Below are 12,860 nucleotides of genomic sequence, written 5' to 3' on the forward strand. Positions count from 1 at the left end.
CCCGGCGCTTGAGGGCGAGCGCCGCAGGCGCGATCGCCCGGGGCGCGACCGCAAGGTCATCGCGGCAGCGACACCCGCAGCAGATAGCCCCCGCCCTCCGTCGGCCCCGCCGACATCGCGCCGCCCGCCGACCGCACCGCCTTCGCCAGCTGCTGCTGGCCATGGCCGGTGCCGGGCAGCGACGGGGCGTGCGCCGGCGGCGCGGCATTGCCGACCTCCAGCACCACGGCGTCGTCCGCCGCCGCGAGGCGCACCGTCACCCGTGCCCCCTGCGCATGCCGCACCGTATTGCTCAGCGACTCCTCCGCCGCCCGGTACAGCAGCGCCGACACATCCGGCGACAGCCCGTCCGGCACCCGGACATCCGCGGCGATGGACTGCCCGTACTGCCGGTACGTAGCGACGAGGCTGTCGATCTCCGCCGCCGAGCCGGATTCGCCGGGCAGGTCGTGGTGGTGCTCCTCCTCGTTCTGCCGCATGATCCGCAGCACGCTGGACAGCGACTGCATCGCGTCCGAGCCCGCGGCCTGGATGAGGTCGCACTTCGCTTTGACCTCGTCCGGTACGTCCTTGCGCGCCCCGATCGCCATCGACTGCACGCTCATCAGCGACACCTGGTGGCCGACCCCGTCGTGGATCGTCTGCACCAGGTGCTCGCGCTGCTGCATCCGGCGCTCGCGCAGCAGGCTCTCGCGCAGTGCGGCGCGCTCGGTCTCGCGGGAGATACGGAGCAGGCCGGCCTCGTTGGCGACGTTGACCGCGACGCCGACGGCGATCGGGAAGCCGAGCAGCACCCACGTGGTGCTGAAGGTCAGCGCCCCCTTCGCGCCCTGCACGACGAGCGCCTGCGGGTGCACGAGGGCGAGTGTCAGCGGTACGACGACGAGCAGCAGGATCAGGTCGAGGCGGCGCGTCCTGGTGGCGGCGAAGAGGGCGTACGCCAGGCAGATGGTCTGCCCCGTGACCAGGAAGGCGCCGAGCGCCACCAGCGCGTACAGCGGCAGCGCCCGCTCGCAGAGCGGGGTCGCGGCGGCGAGCACGCCGATCGCGATCAGCCCGGCCGCCCGCCCGTCGACCAGCCCGGTCGAAGGCGAGGCGATCGCTCCCCAGGCCAGCGGCAGGGTCGCCAGGACGGCGAGCAGCGTGCGCAGCTGCACGGCGCGGGGCCCGTCGGTGAGGGCGCGCGCAAGTGCGTCATAGGTGAGCGGGGCTGGCATTTCGCCCCATTCTCGCATCCCGGGCGGGGTGCGAGGCCGCGTCAGTCGCCGAAGCCGTGCCGCTCGTGGGCGGCGGCGAAGCGGCTCGGGTCGCTCAGCTCGGACGGGGCCGGGCGGCTGAGGATGCGGCCGGCGTGCAGGGAGTCGTAGGCGGCCCGGACGTGCTGGGCGCGCTCGATCAGGCCGAGCTCCGGGAAGTAGCCCTTCAGTGCGCGCTGGGCGGCCGAGGGGGACTGGTGCACATCGCGGAGGAGGAAGACGGCCTTGTCGAGGACGACGGTGTTCATGGTGGCCACACTCTCTTTCTTAGGTGTATCCGGTGGCCGGAAGCTTTAAATGCATAGTACACCTAACTTTCCGATACGGGTAGTCTGTGCCTGATGTTCACGCCCGAGGGACCCACCGCCCGTGAGCTGGCCGTCCAGGCGCTCTCCTCGATCGAGCGCGGCTACGATCTGCTGGCGCCGAAGTTCGACGCCACCCCGTTCCGCACCCCCGCCCGGGTGCTCGACGCCTTCATCGCCGGGCTGAAGCCGCTCGGTCCCTTCGCCGACGGCCTCGATCTGTGCTGCGGCACGGGCGCGGGCACCGAGGCGCTGCGCGGCCTGTGCGAGCGGTCGGTGACCGGCGTCGACTTCAGCGCCGGGATGCTGGACACCGCGCGCGCCGCCTCGGCCCCGGGCGCCCTTGACCCCCGCTGGGTACGGGCCGACGTCCGGGCTCTCCCCTTCGCCCCCGGCTCCTTCGACCTGGTGGCGACCTTCGGCGCCTTCGGACACTTTCTGCCCGCCGAGCGGCCGGAGCTGTTCGCGCAGGTCCACCGCGTGCTGCGCCCCGGCGGCGGCTTCGCCTTCCCGGTCCCGGCGCCGCCGCGGGTCGGCTCGCGGGCGTACTGGACGCTGTGGGGCTTCGACGCCGCGATGCGGGTGCGGAACGCGCTGTGGCGCCCCACCTTCGTCATGTACTACCGGACCTTCGGCCTCCCGCGGGTCCGCGCCGAGCTCGCGGCCGCCGGCTTCACGGTGGAGACGTACGCACTGCCCGAGCTCGGGACGCGGCCTGACGGCAGCCCGCTGTGCCGGACGGTGCTGGCGCGGCGTCGCTGACCGGGGCTTCGCGCGCGACTTCTCACGCGGCTTCTCACGAGCCGATACGCCCGATTGGCGTAACCCAGATCACTGTCCTACGGTGGCCATTCCTGCTCAAAACGGACATATGCCATGTGTATGTCCCCCGCCGACACCGGAAGGGACACCGGTCACCGTATGCAGTTCGAGTTCCACCCCGTATCGACGAAATTCCAGCTCCACCCCGCGGTCCAGCGCGCGACGATCATCGCCCTCCTCGCCATGGTCTTCACCATCGCCTTCCTGACGGAGGGCCCGGCGCGCGCCGCCGACCCGCCGCTGACCACCGCCCGCTCCTGCCACGACGCGGGCGGCCCCGAGCACGGGCCGCAGCCCAAGCCCGGCGGGCAGCGCGTCTTCGTACGCGAGCAGTGGGAGGGCGACGGCAGATCCAGCCGCGTCTACAAGGCGGCGCCCGGCTATGAGACCGAGCGGCCCGCCCCGAGCCCGGGCACGGGGGACCCGAGCTCGTGGGAGACGCTCAAGACCACGGACGCGCGGCCCGCGGCGGCCTTGCTCAAGTGGACCATGTAGGACCCGCGTTACGCTGCGCCGATGCACATCCCCGCAGCGGAGCTCACCCCCGCCGACCACGAGCTGATCGCGCACGCCCGGCAGATCGTGGACGAGCACGGCGACGGCGCGGGCCGCGGCGTCCACACGATGGGCGCCGCGGTCCGCGCCGCCGACGGCCGCGTCTACGGCGGCATCAACCTCTTCCACTTCACCGGCGGCCCCTGCGCCGAACTGGTCGCCCTCGGCCACGCCCGCGCCTCCGGCGCCCGCGAGCTCACCACGATCGTCGCGGTCGGCGACGGCGGCCGCGGCCCGGTCGGCCCCTGCGGCCGCGACCGGCAGATCCTCTTCGACTACCACCCGGGCATCCGCGTCCTGCTGCCGACGCCGGCGGGAGTGCGGAGCGTACGGGTCGAGGACCTGCTGCCGCTGCCGACGCCGTGGTCGTCCGTGGACTGAGGGTGCTTGGCGGACTTAGCGGACTGAGCGGGCGGACTGAGGGGTCTGAGCGGACTGATAACCGGGCGGTTATCGCGCGTTGCCCGATCCGCTGTTGTCCGGCGGCGCCGCCCGGCCCGAGGCTGGGGCCATGGATGACGTGACCAGCACCACCATCTCCCTGACCGTCGACGACGTCGACGCCTCCCGCGACTTCTTCACCACCCACCTCGGCTATCAAGTGCGGCACGCCGCCGACGGCTTCGCCGCCCTCGGCCGCGGCGGCGCGGCCGCGGACATCGTGCTGCTGCGCCGCGGTACGGAGGTGCTGCCCGCGGAGCAGCGGGACCAGCGCGCGGCCGGGCTGATCGTGGCGTACACGGTCAGCGGCCTGGCCGAGCACGAGCGGCGGCTGCGGGCGGCGGGCGCGAACATCACCATGCCGCTGCGCGAGGAGGAGTGGGGCGAGCGGCTGTTCCAGGTGACGGACCCGAACGGGGTGGTGGTGCAGCTGGTCGAGTGGGCGACCGACGCGGAGCCGGCCGCTACCAGTTGATCGGCAGCGGCACCGCCGTCAGCAGCGCCGACAGGGCCACGACCACGGCGAGGGCGGCGAGTTCCGCGTGCGCGGGCTCGGTGGCGGACAGCGGGTCGGGGGAGCGGCGCAGGCGGCGGCGGGCCAGCAGGGCCAGGGCGCAGACCGCGGCGACGACCAGCAGTTTGGCGATCAGGACACGGCCGTACGCGGTGGTCAGCAGCTGCAGCTCGATCCAGTGCGGCGGGATGCGGCGCAGCGAGCTGACGATGCCGGTCGCGGTGACGCCGGCCAGCAGCAGCGACGCGAGCCGGGCGTAGCGGGCGAGCAGTGCGGCACCGGCGGCGGGTGCGGTGGTACGCCACCGCCGCAGCCGCCGCAGCACCGCCAGCAGGCCGCCGGCCCAGAGAGCGGCGCAGGTGAGGTGGACCAGGGTCAGCCCGGAGCCGAGCAGCGGCCAGTCCTCGTACGGGGAGTGGGCGCGCAGCGCCTCGGCGAACACGATCACGGCCAGCGGGATCGCCTGCGTCCCCGGCCGCCGCGAGCGGGCGCACAGGCCGGCGGCGACGAAGGCATTGACCTCCAGCAGGGCGAGCATCCCGTCGCGGGTGCCGTAGACGCCGGAGGCCGCGATGCCGTCGCCGGTGTGGCGGGTGACGAGGTCGGCGCTGTTCATTACGGCGACGAGGCCCGCGGCGGCGGCCGCGCCGACCCCGGCGGCATAGAACGACCAGCCGCGGGACACTCCCGGCAGCCCGGGAATCCGCCGCCCGAGCCACCGCACATACACCTCACCGGCCTGCACGGACAGCGCCGCGAACACCACCCCGCGCAGCGCCGTCACCAGCCCGGCGGCGGGCGCCGACGCATCACTGGTCCCGCGCAGCGCCACCGCCGGCCCGAGCAGCGGCACCAGCCCGGCGGCGATAACAAGGACAAGAAACAGAACCGCCCGGGTGGGGCGGGGCGCCCTGCCGGCGGCATCGACAGGGGAAGCCGGCGCAGGGAGCGCGGCCTGGGCAGCGGGACCGGCCGCCGCCGTCTTCGTACGAGTCGAACCCACGGCACGAGCCTCGCCAGGGCGCGAGGGGTCGGCAACCGCTGCGGGCAACTGGGGGAACCCCTGCGGTCAGCCGGTCTCCCCGAAGAGCTGCCGCACCGTCAGCCGGTAGTTCGCCCGCACATGTGCCAGTGCCTGCGCCCGTGCCCGGCCCGCGTCGCCCGACGCGATCGCCGCGTACAGCTCCCGGTGCTCGCCGAGCAGCTGCCGCCACTCCTCGTTGCGCCGGGTCAGCCAGCGCAGCCGGCCGTCGACCGGCTGCATGACCTCCACCAGCAGGCCGTTCCCCGCCAGCGCCAGGATCCCGTCGTGGAAGCGGGTGTTGGCGTCCGCGATCGCCTCCCCGTCGCCGCCCGCCGTGGCCTTCGCCGCCCGGTCGAGCAGCTCCTCCAGCGCCGCCAGCTCGTCGCGCCCGGCCCGCTCCGCCGCGAGACCGGCCGCGTACACCTCCAGCGCCTCCCGCAGCTCGAAGAGCTCCCGTACATCCGTCCTGGTCAGCCGTCGCACCACGGTCCGGCGCGGGGTCTCGAAGGCGACGAAGCCCTCGCCGACCAGCGCCCTGATCGCCTCCCGCACCGGGACCCTCGACACCCCGAAGCGGTCGGCCAGTTCGCGCTCGACGAGGCGGTCGCCGGGGCGCAGCCGCCCGGCGATGATGTCTCCTCGGAGCGCCGCCAGCACCCGTTCGCGTACGGCGCCCAGCGGCTCCACGGTCGTCATGCCCCCATTTTGGCCGACCGTCCGGCGCGGGTTTTACGGAGACGTAACTCCGCGGATATTCCCAGTCGCGGCCGACAGCGACACCATGCCGCCAAGCGCGTTGGTATACCAAACCAGCGGATGGAGGCCTCTGATGTCCCTCGCAAAGAGCACCGCCCCGCCGGCCGTCCCCGACCCCCGGCTGACCAACGACGACCTCGCCCCGGCGGGCGAGCGCAAATGGAAGGTCTACGACCTGTTCGCGCTGTGGATGTCCGACGTCCACAACCTCGGCAACTACACCTTCGCCGCGGGCCTGTTGGTCCTCGGCCTCAGCGTGTGGCAGGTCTTCACCTCGCTGCTGATCGGCTTCGTGCTGATCTATCTCGGCATGAATCAGATGGGAAAGATCGGCCAGCGCCACGGCGTGCCGTTCCCCGTCGTCAGCCGGATCAGCTTCGGCGTCTGGGGCGCCAATATCCCCGCCCTGATCAGGGCCGTGATCGCCATCATGTGGTACGGGATCCAGACCTATCTCGCGTCCGTCGCGGTCAACGTCATGCTGCTCGCCGCCCAGCCGGACCTGAAGTCGTGGACCGAGCACTCCTTCCTCGGTCTGGACGCGCTCGGCTGGGCGTCGTTCCTCTTCCTCTGGGTGGTCCAGGCGCTGATCATCAGCCGCGGCATGGAGTCGGTCCGTAAATTCCAGGACTTCTGCGGCCCGGCCATCTGGGTCGTGATGCTCGCGCTCGCCCTGTGGATCCTCTCCAAGGCCGGCTGGACCATCTCGCTGACCTCCACCCCGCATCCGGTCTCGACCGGGGAGCAGGTGCGGCAGTGGTTCGGCGCCATCGGGCTGGTCCTCGCCACGTACGGGACGCTGATGCTGAACTTCTGCGACTTCTCCCGCTTCTCGCCGGACTACCGCACGGTCAAGCGCGGCAACTTCTGGGGTCTGCCGATCAACTCGACCGCCTTCGTGGTGCTTTCGGTGATCGTCACCGCGGGCAGCTTCGAGGTCTTCGGCAAGACCATCACCGAGCCGGCGCTGCTGGTCGCCGAGGTCGGCAACACCTGGGTGCTGATCCTCGCCGCGCTCACCTTCGCCATCGCCACCATGGGCGTGAACATCGTGGCGAACTTCGTCTCCCCCGCGTACGACCTGGCCAACGTCTGGCCGCAGAAGATCACCTTCAAGGTCGGCGGCATGATCAGCACGGTGGCGGCGCTGCTGGTCACGCCGTGGAATCTCTACTCCAACCCGGACGTCGTGAACTACTTCCTCGGCGGCCTGGGCGCCTTCCTCGGCCCGCTCTTCGGGATCATGATGGTCGACTACTTCTGGGTGAAGCGGGAGCGGATCGACGTCGACGAGCTCTTCAACGCGGCGCCCGGATCGCGCTATTACTACCGGGGCGGCGTCAATCCGAAGGCGCTGTGGGCGTTCGTCCCGTCGGCCACCGTGGCTGCGGTGATCGCACTCGTGCCGGCCTTCGACACGGTGGCGCCGTACTCGTGGTTCATCGGGACCGCGGCCGGGGCGGCGCTGTACGCGGCGGTCTGCCGGAGCGAGCGGGCGCCCGCGGTTGCCGCGGAGCCGGTCGTCGCCGGGGCGGGCACCGTCGCCGGAGACGCCGTACCGGAGGGCTGAGGCGGATGCGGATCGCGGTGTCCAACTGCAACACCACGCGGGCGATGACGGACGCCATCGTGCGCGGCGCCCGCACGGCCGCCTCCCCCGGCACCGAGGTCTTCGGGATCACCCCGGCCTGGGGCCCGGAGTCGGCGGAGGGCTGGCTGGACAGCTATCTCACGGCCGCCGCGGTCCTCGACGCGCTGCGCACCTGCCCGGAGCCGTACGACGCGCTGGTGATGGCGGGCTTCGGCGAGCACGGGCGGGAGGGGGCGCGGGAGCTGCTCGACGTGCCGGTGGTCGACATCACCGAGGCGGGCGCGCACCTGGCCTGCCTGCTCGGCCGCCGGTACGGGGTGCTGACCACCCTCGACCGCTCCCGCGCGCAGATCGAGGACAGCCTGCACACGGCCGGGGTCGGCGCGCACTGCGCGGCGGTGGTCGGCACCGGCCTCGGGGTACTCGAGCTGGAGGCGGCGCTCGGCTCCGGAGCGGGCATGGGCCGCCTCGCCGAGGCCGCCGACCGGGCCCGCGCGGCCGGGGCCGAGGTGCTCGTCCTCGGCTGCGCGGGGCTCGCCGGGGTCGCGCCCGGGCTGCAGGCGAAGCTCGGCCTGCCGGTGGTCGACGGCGTCACCGCGGGGGTGCGGCTGGCGGAGAGCCTGGTCACACTCGGGCTGGGAACCAGCAGGGTGGGGACGTACGCGAAGCCGCTGCCGAAGCGGCGTGTCTGGCCTGGTGACATGTGAAGCCCGGTGGTGGGTAAGACTGGCCGGGTTCCCGACCGCCACCAGGAGCCGACTGATGAAGTTCCCGCCGATCCACAAGGCCGCCCGGCTGATCAAGCCGCGCCGGCCGATGGTGGACCTTGCCCACCCCGCGCGTTCCCCGCTCGGCAGCTCGGTGGTCAACTGCGCCGTCTACGCCCGCGGCCGCCGGCAGTCCGGCCGCTGCACCGCGGCCGAGGCGGTCGCCGAGGTGCGCAAGCTGGGCGGGGACGCGTTCGTGTGGATCGGGCTCTACCAGCCGCAGGAGGCGGAGCTGGCCGAGATCGCCGAGGAGTTCGGGCTGCACCCGCTGACGGTGATGGACGCGGTGGAGCCGAGCCGGCGGGCAAAGATCGACCGCTACGACGAGGCGCTGGTCTCGGTCGTGAAGACGGTCCGCTACGTGGAGCACTCGGAGCTCACCGCGGACAGCGAGGTCGTCGACACCGGCGAGATCATGACGATCGCGGGCAAGGACTTCGTGATCACGGTCAGGCACGGCGGCCACGGCTCCCTCGGCCCGCTGCGCGAGGAGCTCGAGCACGACCCGGAGCGGCTGGCGCTGGGGCCCGTATCGGTGCTGCACGCGGTCGCCGACCGGGCCGTGGAGACGTATCTCCAGGTCTGCGACGACCTGCAGGAGGACGTCGACACGGTGGAGGAATCGGTCTTCGCCGACCACCGCGGCCGCAGCGCCGACGCCGCCCAGATACACCAGCTCAAGCGCGAGCTACTGGAATTCAAGCGCGCCGTGACCCCGTTGCTGCGCCCCCTGCAGCAGCTCGCCGACGACCCGCCGCCGCTGCTCCCGCACCCGCTGCGCCGCTACGTCCGGCACACCGCCGGCCGCCTGGCCCGGGTCTGCGAACACGTCTCCGGCTTCGACGCCCTGACGGACTCGATCCTGCAGGCCAACCTCGCGCAGGTCTCCGTCGCCCAGAACGAGGACATGCGCAAGATCACCTCCTGGGCCGCCATCCTGGCGGTCCCCACGATGGTCTGCGGCGTCTACGGCATGAACTTCGACCACATGCCAGAACTCCGCTGGACCTACGGCTACCCGCTCATCCTGGGCGTGATCGCCGTGACCTGCTTCTTCATGCACCGGGGTTTTCGCCGGAACGGGTGGCTCTGAGCTGGGAGCCCGGGGCGCGCTTCGGTGGGGGGAAGACGCAGAATTCGTTGCCTTCCGGGTCGGCGAGGACGTCCCAGTCGATGATGTCGTCGTGGGGGCGGACGAGGGTGGCGCCGAGGGCGAGGAGCTCCTCGGTGTGGCCCCAGACGTCCAGGTGCATGCGGTTCTTCACGGTCTTCGACTCCGGCACCGGGTTGATCCAGATGAGCGGGGCCCGGTCGTACGGGTCGTGGATGGGGATCGGCCACTCGCGCGGCCGCTCCTCCCTCCCCTCCCGGATTTCGTATCCCATGGCGCGGCACCACCAGTCGGCGAGCGCATGGTGGTCGCGGGCATCCAGCGCGAGGTCCTTGAAGCGTGCGGGCATGCGGCGATCCTAGAGCCGCGGATGTCGTATCGGCCGTCGCGCCGTTCGTCTCTTTTTCAACAGGGCCGAACGGGCCACCGCTGACCGGAGGAGACGCCATGAAGCCCATCCCCGATACGTACCGCCGCATCACCCCCTGCCTCGTCGTCCGGGACGCGGCCAAGGCGCTCGACTTCTACCGCGAGGTCTTCGGGGCCCGCGAGCGGATGCGCTTCGCCGCCCCGGACGGGGGGATCGCGCACGCCGAGACCGAGGTCGGCGACTCCGTGCTCATCGTCGAGGACGCCGCGCCCGCGCGGGGGACGGAGGCGCCGCCGGCCGGCGGGCTGCCCGGCGGCTCCGCCTTTCTCTTCGTCTACGTCGAGGACGTCGATGCCGTCGTGGCCCGCGCGGTCGAGCTGGGCGCGACGCTGAAGCGGGCGCCGGAGGACCGGTTCTACGGTGACCGGGACGGCTACCTCATCGACCCGTACGGGCACGGCTGGACCGTGGCCACCCACATCGAGGACGTGAAGCTGTGAAGTATGTGCTGATGTTCGCGGACAACGAGGAGTTCGCCGCCGAGCTGGCCGCCATGAGTGATGCCGAGCGGGGGCGGGCGTATCAGCGGGTGTACGACTGGTTCGCCGCCAACAGTGACAAGGTCACGTATCACCAGAAGCTGCAGGAACCCGAGACGGCGACGACCGTGCGGCTCGGCGGCGGGGAGCCGGTCGTGGTCGACGGGCCGTATGTCGAGGGCAAGGAGGTCGTCAGCGGCATCGCCGAGATCGATGTCGCCGATCTCGATGAGGCGCTGCGGATGGTGCGCAGCTGGCCGGGCTGCCCGGTGGTGGAGATCCGGCCGCTGCTGAGTGTGCCGAGCGCGCCGGCGTGACCACGGGTCCGGCGCCCGAGGCGGACGAGCTGGCCCGTGTCGTACGCGAGCACGCGGGCCGGCTCGCCGCCGCGCTGATCCATCTCACCGGCGACTTCGGCACCGCCGAGGACCTGGTGCAGGACGCCGTGCTGGCGGCGCTGAAGCACTGGCCCGAGGACGGTATCCCGGAGCGGCCCGACGGCTGGCTCTTCACCGTGGCCAAGCGCCGCGGCCTGGACCTGCTGCGCCGCGAGGAGAACCACCGGCGGAAGCTGGAGCTGCTCACCTGGCCGCCGCGGGAAGCGGACGACGAGCCCGATGAGCGGCTGCGGCTGGTCTTCACCTGCTGCCACCCGGCGCTGACCCAGGAGGCGCAGATCGCGCTCACCCTGCGGGTGGTGTGCGGGCTGACCACCGCCCAGATCGCCCGGGCCTTTCTGGTGCGGGAGTCCACCGTCGCGCAGCGCATCACCCGCGCCAAGCAGAAGATCACCCGGGCCGGTATCCCGTATCGGATCCCCGCGGACGACGAGCTCGCCGGCCGCCTCGCCCAGGTGCTCGCGGTGATCTACCTGCTCTTCAACGAGGGCTATCTGGCCACGTCCGGCGCGCCCCAGTCGCACGACCTCGCCGACGACGCCGAATGGCTCGCCGCCCTGCTGCACCGCCTGATGCCCGCCGAGCCGGAGCCGGCCGGGCTGCTCGCCCTGATCCGCCTGCACCGGGCCCGTAACGCCGCCCGCTTCACGCCGCAAGGCCACCTGGTGCGGCTCGCGGACCAGGACCGCTCCCGCTGGGACCACGAGGCCATCGCGGCCGCGACCGCCCTGCTGACCAGGGCGGCCCGGCGGCGGCGCCCCGGGCCGTATCAGCTGCAGGCCGCGATCGTGGCCTGTCACGCGGAGGCGGCGCGCTGGGAGGACACCGACTGGGAACAGATCCTGGTGCTCTACGACATGCTGCTGCACTTCGCCCCGTCGCCGGTCACGCGGCTGCACCGGGCCATCGCGCTGCGGTACGTGCAGGGCCCGGAGCCGGCGCTCGCCGAAGTGGACGCGCTCGCCGGGCAGTTGGCGCAGTACCACCTGCTGCACGCCACCCGCGCCGACCTGCTCCGCGACCTGGGCCGGGCGGACGAGGCCCGCGCCGCGGACCGCCGCGCCCTGGACCTGACCACGAACCCCGCCGAGCGGGCGGTGCTGCGGGAGCGGGCGGACGGCGGCCTCAGTCGCCGTCCTCGATGAGGGCCTTGTCGAGCGAGTCGTACACCGGGCACTGCCGGTCCGCGCTGGTGATCCGGAACGGCTCGCGGGCCAGCCGCCGCGGCGCCGCCACGCTCAGCAGCAGGCCGTGCTCGGCCGCCTCCTGCTGGGCGTCGAGGACGACGGAGATCGCGGCGGCGGTGGCGAGCGGCGCGGTGAGATCGAGGACGACGCGGCGGGTGTGCCGGCCGCAGTCGCGGAGGTGGAGCAGGAGTTCGGCGCGGACGGCCGCCTCATTGCCGATGTCGATCACATCGGGCAGCTCGATCACGAGGCAGTCGAGCTCGAAGCGGATCGACATGTTCATGGTGCTCTCCCTGGACGCCCACCGAAGTTAATCGCGGCGGGCAGTAGGGGAGCGGGGGACTCCGGCTTTTTGGTGGTGTGGGGTAGCGCGGACGGGGCGCGCGCACGGGCTTACGCGCCCCTAGTTGCTCAACAGCCCTCAGTCCGGGTCGAGGTCCGCTCCCATCGACCACTCCAGGCAGCGGCTGCGGAAGGCCGGTTCCTCGCCGAGGCGCAGCAGCCACTCGGCTCCGTAGGCGCGGGTGGTGCGCGGGAGGCGGTACCAGGTGCCGGGGCGCCGCCCGTTGGCCTGTGACTGCACGACCGACTGGCGGTGCAGGCCCTCGAGCGCCGTCGTCAGCGCCGCGCCGCGCAGCCGCTCGTCGGCGCACACCCGCCAGGCGGCGGCCGCGGTGAAGGCGTCGGAGAAGACGCTCAGCCGGGCCCACAGCAGCCGCTCGTCCGCGGTGCACAGCTGGTGGCTCCAGCCGAGGCTGCTCCGCAGCGACCGGTGCCGCGGCGGTACGGCGGCGTCCTCCGCCGTCAGCGCCAGGCACCCGCCGGCGTCGATGAGGCGCGCCGCCAGGGCGGGCAGCGAGGTGCGGTGCAGCTGCGCGGCGGCGAGGACGAGCGCCAGCGGCTCGTCCTCCAGCAGCGCGCAGACGTCGTCGGCGAGCGCCCGGTCCCTGTCGGTCGCGGCCACGTCCACGCCGTGCCGCTGCGCGTGCCGCCCGAACAGGGCGACGGCGTCGGGCCGGTCGAGCGGACCGAGGTGCAGATTGATCGAGCCGGGCAGCGGGCAGCGGCTGGTGGCGAGCACGCGGGTGCCGTCGGCGGCGAGCTTGGCGGCGTCGAGGCCGGCGGCGTCGAGCCCGGCTGCATCCAGCCCGTCGGCATCGAGCCCGTCACCCGCCGACTCGCAGGACTCCAGAATCAGCAGCCCCCCGCCGCCCGCCGCTTCAG

At 72.7% G+C, this 12,860-nt stretch carries 17 protein-coding genes; 10 read left to right on the plus strand and 7 right to left on the minus strand.

The window, feature by feature from the left end; genetic code table 11:
* Positions 1 to 56 precede the first annotated feature (56 nt).
* Together G5C51_RS20550 and G5C51_RS20555 are read right to left on the minus strand one after the other, a co-directional pair.
* Positions 57 to 1,217, minus strand: coding sequence for a sensor histidine kinase (locus tag G5C51_RS20550; RefSeq protein ID WP_165239511.1), 1,161 nt, complete (start codon positions 1,215 to 1,217; stop codon positions 57 to 59).
* Positions 1,218 to 1,258: 41 nt separating this feature from the next.
* The gene (locus tag G5C51_RS20555) at positions 1,259 to 1,513 is read right to left on the minus strand and encodes a hypothetical protein (RefSeq protein ID WP_165239513.1); all 255 of its coding nucleotides are present in this window, start codon (positions 1,511 to 1,513) and stop codon (positions 1,259 to 1,261) included.
* A gap of 84 nt (positions 1,514 to 1,597) precedes the next feature.
* On the opposite strand from G5C51_RS20555, the gene G5C51_RS20560 reads away from it, so the two are divergent.
* The 4 genes from G5C51_RS20560 (at position 1,598) to G5C51_RS20575 (ending at position 3,854) form a co-directional block, all read left to right on the plus strand.
* Positions 1,598 to 2,323 carry a class I SAM-dependent methyltransferase gene (locus tag G5C51_RS20560; RefSeq protein ID WP_165239515.1) on the plus strand — a complete coding sequence of 242 codons (726 nt, stop codon included), beginning with the start codon at positions 1,598 to 1,600 and terminating at the stop codon, positions 2,321 to 2,323.
* Between the two features lie 159 nt (positions 2,324 to 2,482).
* On the plus strand, positions 2,483 to 2,878 hold the full coding sequence (locus G5C51_RS20565) for a hypothetical protein (RefSeq protein ID WP_165239517.1): 396 nt from the start codon (positions 2,483 to 2,485) through the stop codon (positions 2,876 to 2,878).
* A gap of 21 nt (positions 2,879 to 2,899) precedes the next feature.
* On the plus strand, positions 2,900 to 3,319 hold the full coding sequence (locus G5C51_RS20570) for a cytidine deaminase family protein (protein ID WP_165239519.1): 420 nt from the start codon (positions 2,900 to 2,902) through the stop codon (positions 3,317 to 3,319).
* Between the two features lie 130 nt (positions 3,320 to 3,449).
* Positions 3,450 to 3,854, plus strand: a complete 405-nt coding sequence (locus G5C51_RS20575) for a VOC family protein (protein WP_165239521.1) — start codon at positions 3,450 to 3,452, stop codon at positions 3,852 to 3,854.
* On the opposite strand, the gene G5C51_RS20580 is transcribed toward G5C51_RS20575, so the two are convergent.
* Both G5C51_RS20580 and G5C51_RS20585 read right to left on the minus strand, forming a co-directional pair.
* Positions 3,844 to 4,896, minus strand: coding sequence for a CopD family protein (locus tag G5C51_RS20580; protein WP_165239522.1), 1,053 nt, complete (start codon positions 4,894 to 4,896; stop codon positions 3,844 to 3,846). The two genes, G5C51_RS20575 and G5C51_RS20580, sit on opposite strands and share 11 nt — an antisense overlap.
* 66 nt (positions 4,897 to 4,962) lie before the next feature.
* Positions 4,963 to 5,613, minus strand: coding sequence for a GntR family transcriptional regulator (locus G5C51_RS20585; protein ID WP_165239524.1), 651 nt, complete (start codon positions 5,611 to 5,613; stop codon positions 4,963 to 4,965).
* Between the two features lie 133 nt (positions 5,614 to 5,746).
* On the opposite strand from G5C51_RS20585, the gene G5C51_RS20590 reads away from it, so the two are divergent.
* The 3 genes from G5C51_RS20590 to G5C51_RS20600 are packed head-to-tail and all read left to right on the plus strand — an operon-like array spanning position 5,747 to position 9,124.
* Entirely contained in the window at positions 5,747 to 7,243 is a 1,497-nt protein-coding gene (locus G5C51_RS20590; protein ID WP_165239526.1) for an NCS1 family nucleobase:cation symporter-1, read from the plus strand.
* Between the two features lie 5 nt (positions 7,244 to 7,248).
* A complete protein-coding gene (locus G5C51_RS20595) occupies positions 7,249 to 7,971 on the plus strand; it encodes an aspartate/glutamate racemase family protein (protein ID WP_165239528.1) in 723 nt (240 codons plus the stop codon).
* 55 nt (positions 7,972 to 8,026) lie between these two features.
* A complete protein-coding gene (locus tag G5C51_RS20600; RefSeq protein WP_165239530.1) occupies positions 8,027 to 9,124 on the plus strand; it encodes a magnesium and cobalt transport protein CorA in 1,098 nt (365 codons plus the stop codon).
* Here the strand turns inward: G5C51_RS20600 and G5C51_RS20605 are convergent.
* Positions 9,087 to 9,491, minus strand: a complete 405-nt coding sequence (locus G5C51_RS20605) for a VOC family protein (RefSeq protein WP_165239532.1) — start codon at positions 9,489 to 9,491, stop codon at positions 9,087 to 9,089. The two genes, G5C51_RS20600 and G5C51_RS20605, sit on opposite strands and share 38 nt — an antisense overlap.
* A 98-nt stretch (positions 9,492 to 9,589) precedes the next feature.
* Here G5C51_RS20605 and G5C51_RS20610 point away from each other — a divergent pair, with 98 nt between their 5' ends.
* From G5C51_RS20610 to G5C51_RS20620, 3 genes are read left to right on the plus strand one after another with little or no spacing between them, the layout of a single operon-like run.
* Complete coding sequence (locus tag G5C51_RS20610) at positions 9,590 to 10,012, plus strand: VOC family protein (RefSeq protein ID WP_165239534.1); 423 nt, start codon at positions 9,590 to 9,592, stop codon at positions 10,010 to 10,012.
* Positions 10,009 to 10,368 carry a YciI family protein gene (locus G5C51_RS20615; RefSeq protein WP_165239536.1) on the plus strand — a complete coding sequence of 120 codons (360 nt, stop codon included), beginning with the start codon at positions 10,009 to 10,011 and terminating at the stop codon, positions 10,366 to 10,368. Before G5C51_RS20610 ends, G5C51_RS20615 begins: the two co-directional genes overlap by 4 nt.
* On the plus strand, positions 10,365 to 11,594 hold the full coding sequence (locus tag G5C51_RS20620; protein WP_165239538.1) for a sigma-70 family RNA polymerase sigma factor: 1,230 nt from the start codon (positions 10,365 to 10,367) through the stop codon (positions 11,592 to 11,594). Before G5C51_RS20615 ends, G5C51_RS20620 begins: the two co-directional genes overlap by 4 nt.
* On the opposite strand, the gene G5C51_RS20625 is transcribed toward G5C51_RS20620, so the two are convergent.
* Together G5C51_RS20625 and G5C51_RS20630 are read right to left on the minus strand one after the other, a co-directional pair.
* Positions 11,575 to 11,919, minus strand: a complete 345-nt coding sequence (locus tag G5C51_RS20625; RefSeq protein WP_165239540.1) for an STAS domain-containing protein — start codon at positions 11,917 to 11,919, stop codon at positions 11,575 to 11,577. The two genes, G5C51_RS20620 and G5C51_RS20625, sit on opposite strands and share 20 nt — an antisense overlap.
* Before the next feature lie 138 nt (positions 11,920 to 12,057).
* The coding region (locus G5C51_RS20630; RefSeq protein WP_165239542.1) for a hypothetical protein at positions 12,058 to 12,860 on the minus strand (803 nt) is incomplete at its 5' end.

The sequence above is a fragment of the Streptomyces coryli genome, from assembly GCF_011044975.1.
Lineage (GTDB): Bacteria > Actinomycetota > Actinomycetes > Streptomycetales > Streptomycetaceae > Streptomyces > Streptomyces coryli.